The sequence below is a fragment of the Polynucleobacter sp. 35-46-11 genome, from assembly GCF_002281105.1.
In genome coordinates, this window is record NZ_NCFJ01000496.1 from 1 (window position 1) to 1,846 (window position 1,846).

At 47.8% G+C, this 1,846-nt stretch carries 2 protein-coding genes; both read left to right on the forward strand.

Annotation, left to right across the window (positions count from 1 at the left end):
* The first annotated feature begins 132 nt into the window (after nucleotides 1-132).
* On the forward strand, nucleotides 133-903 hold the full coding sequence (locus B7Y67_RS16800) for an SUMF1/EgtB/PvdO family nonheme iron enzyme (RefSeq protein WP_293599608.1): 771 nt from the start codon (nucleotides 133-135) through the stop codon (nucleotides 901-903).
* 19 nt (nucleotides 904-922) lie between these two features.
* The coding region (locus B7Y67_RS16805; protein ID WP_293599609.1) for an AAA family ATPase at nucleotides 923-1,846 on the forward strand (924 nt) is incomplete at its 3' end.

The window sequence follows — 1,846 nt, forward strand, 5'->3', positions numbered from 1 at the left end:
CGTAGCTCAGTTGGTAGAGTCCCAGATTGTGATTCTGGTTGTCGCGGGTTCGAGCCCCGTCGTTCGCCCCACCGAATATTGCATTATCCTAAGGCTCCCTTCGTGGAGCCTTTTATTTTTGAGATCATTCTGATGAAAAAATTCGATATTCTCCCAATTCTGTTTGGCTTAGTCCTGTCCGCTATCGCGATCTATTTCATGTTGCGATCTGCGCCCGCAAATAGCGCGCCTGCATCAACTATTCCTGTAGTTAAAGTCGGATCTGTATCTTGGGATCAAACCGAGATGACCATTGCTGATGTCAAAACTTTTGCTGATGCCACTGGTTTTGTGAGTCAGGCGGAGAAAAATGGTGGCGGACTTTCTTACGAGTCTGGCTTTGTTACAAAACCTGGCTGGACTTGGAAAACCCCCTATGGCGTTACCCCCAATTCCAGAGAGCCTGCAGTGCATCTCAATCAATCCGAAGCTGCTGCTGTTTGTCGCTTCTATGGCAAACGTTTACCGACTGATGCTGAGTGGATCTCTGCGGCGTTTGTGGAACAAAGAGAGGCTCCTCCCGCTGGCTATACCAAAGGTCAGCGTTATCCCTTTCCAGGTGGAGTCACCCCGGCTGTTTCCCATTGCTTGAATGGTTGTGGCGATTACAAGGGTGTAGCACCAGCAGGTGCGTTAAATCGCGGCACTGGTCATGTACCTGCTGGCACCACAAAACCTGGAGTGAATGGCTTATTAGATATGGGCGGGAATGTTTGGGAGTGGACTGCGACCCAGCGTCATGGTGGTTTCATTACCCGAGGCGCTTCCTGGTGGTATGGACCAGACAGACAAAAAGAGTCTGATGTGGAGTCCAAGTCGGCAGATATCGGTGTGGTGTATATCGGCTTTCGCTGCGTTAGTTGATCCCATGAAACAATAAGGGATGACCAATACCGTAGTAGACCCATCCGCTATTGAAATTACCCCTGAATACCAGGACGTAATCGACGCCATCGAACGTCATGACCCTTATATTTTTGTTAGTGGTAAGGCGGGTACCGGTAAGACTACCTTAATTGGCTATCTGCGTGAGAACATTCCAGGTAACGTCGTGGTGGTGGCGCCAACTGGCGTAGCTGCATTGCAAGTCAAGGGTGTCACGATTCATTCATTCTTTCGTTTACCACCACGCTTAATCTTTCCAGAAGAAGATATCAAGCCTTTAAAAGATAAGCGTCTCTATAAAGATATCCGACTGCTTATCATTGATGAGATCTCCATGGTTAGAGCAGACGTGATTGATGCAATGGATTTGTTTCTGCGCGCTAATGGTCCACACAAGAGCCAGCCCTTTGGCGGCATTCAGGTGATGTTTGTGGGGGACTTATTTCAATTGCCACCAGTTGTATCCCAGGCAGATATGCAGGTGTTATCTGAGCGAGGCTATGAGGGCCCTTATTTCTTCTGTGCGATGGCCTTGCATCGTAAAGACGTGACTATGGTGGAGTTGTCTAAGATCTTCCGTCAGAAGGATGCACACTTTGCAGGACTTCTCAATCAGATCCGTATTAATCAAGATATTGGTGAGGCGCTCAATATTTTGAATGAGCAGTGCTTTGAAAATGCACCAGAAGTGGATGATCAAACAATTACGCTGACTACAACCACTGCCCGTGCCGATCAAATTAATAATGCAGGCCTGCGTGCATTAACTACAGACGCCAAAGTCTACACCGGTAATAGTACCGGCAAGTTCAATGTCGATGACCGTAATTTGCCTTCACCCAATCATCTAACTTTGAAGGTTGGTGCTAAGGTCATGTTTACAGCAACCGACAGCAATTTTCCTAAGCGTTGGGTTAACGGT

What these genes read in the sequence shown, in the direction of transcription:
- B7Y67_RS16800 (WP_293599608.1), top strand. Translation starts at nt 133, where the DNA reads ATGAAAAAATTCGATATTCTCCCAATTCTGTTTGGCTTAGTCCTGTCC.